2 protein-coding genes are annotated in these 1,542 nt (G+C 49.8%); both read right to left on the minus strand.

Going from position 1 to position 1,542, the window contains the following annotated elements; genetic code table 11:
- Window positions 1-211: 211 nt before the first annotated feature.
- On the minus strand, window positions 212-550 hold the full coding sequence (locus PMI12_RS25900) for a hypothetical protein (RefSeq protein WP_237726175.1): 339 nt from the start codon (window positions 548-550) through the stop codon (window positions 212-214).
- A gap of 421 nt (window positions 551-971) precedes the next feature.
- Window positions 972-1,542, minus strand: a 571-nt coding sequence (locus PMI12_RS28425) for an RHS repeat-associated core domain-containing protein (protein ID WP_162130827.1), incomplete at its 5' end; no start/stop codon positions are given.

Raw genomic sequence — 1,542 nt, forward strand, 5'->3', positions numbered from 1 at the left:
CCAGCCGTTGCGTACGCGCTCGGCCATGTTGCCGCGTTCGTCGTAGCGGTAGCTGGTACCGGCGTAGTTCTTCAGCAGGTTGTCCAGCAGCTTGCCGGCCGGGTGCCTTGGCGGATCGTTGGTCACCCGAGGGGCGACATATTGCCTACAGGGCCGATCGAGAAGATCCCGAGCCGAGCGATCGACGCGACTCGAAATCGTAAGCTTGACCTTAAAGTCTTACGTCGATTGCGTGAGATCCAGCGGCATTGACCAACTCCACTTCGGAGCCGAAGTCTCTTGGCTGTGGCACATGCCCCGTCAGCTTTTCATAAAGCTCACGCAAATATGCAGGCTTGTCCTCAACATCGTCGAGTGGGACCGCATGCGGCACCGCGGCACGCCAGTACCCTTTGATGTCACCTGATGACAGGATGAATTCAATCGCATCCAAGACCCTTTGTTTGCTCACTGGTCCATAGGTGTCGAAGTCAGCTTTCATCTCCTCAAATAGCTTGCCTCGGCAAGCCTTGTCATTGATATAGAAATTATCGATATCGTCGTCACTCATAGAGAGCAAGTAGTAGTACATCTCGTGGATGTAGTCGAGAAATATCTGCATAGATCAGGGCCTCCCTGCCCCTAGCTCAGGGTACCCGTGATGATCCCATTCGGACCTCTGACTACAGTGACAGCCCCCCGCCAGATGACTCAATTTATCCAAACACACTCAATTCAACTTGAAATTTGGAAGCACCCTAAGAACTACACACATCATTTTTTTCCCATAACATCCAACTCATCCCACAATTGAGACAAGCCGATAGATTTCATATACGACCCATAATCAAGAAAATTGTCACCGCCAATTTTGCTATCAGACAGCCACATTGCATCGCATTCGGGGCATATAAAAATCAAACGTCCATTTGCTTTTATTTTCGCCTCAACAACTTCATCTTGCTCGCATCGCGGACAAATCATAAGACACCTTAATTTACAGGATATGCCGTAATAACCTCGTTCGTTCCCGGTCGAGTGATTATTTTGATATTTTTCTCTCCATTAGTTCCTATTACCCGTCCCATTGGAACAATATAAGCACCAGGATCATTAGCCAAAGGTTGACCTCGCTTACTCCAAGCTTCGTCCACCAATTCCAATGATCCACCCCTCTTGCAGGTACAAAACACAGAATGCGTTGGCTTATTTGGGTTTGGTGACTCATGCTCCAAAACATGCTTAATTCGATTGCCTTGCGCGGACCCTTGACCGTAGCTCAAGCCGTTCGGCGTGCTCCAAGTTTTTGCATTTTTGTCGTACCCAAGTTTTATCAATCCCAACGGATCGAACCACTTTATTGGATTGGGAGCATATTGATAAATATTAAAGCCGCCAGCAAGCTTAATTGGATCCTTGGACGCGAACCGTCCCGCCTGCGGGTCGTAGTAGCGATACCGGTTGTAGTGCAGCCCCGTCTCTTCATCCCAATACTGCCCCTGAAACCGAATCGGATTCCTGAACCCCGCCCTTCTCCCTGCCTCGCTGATCGCCTCCCGCGCC

Source organism: Variovorax sp. CF313 (genome assembly GCF_000282635.1).
GTDB lineage: Bacteria > Pseudomonadota > Gammaproteobacteria > Burkholderiales > Burkholderiaceae_C > Variovorax.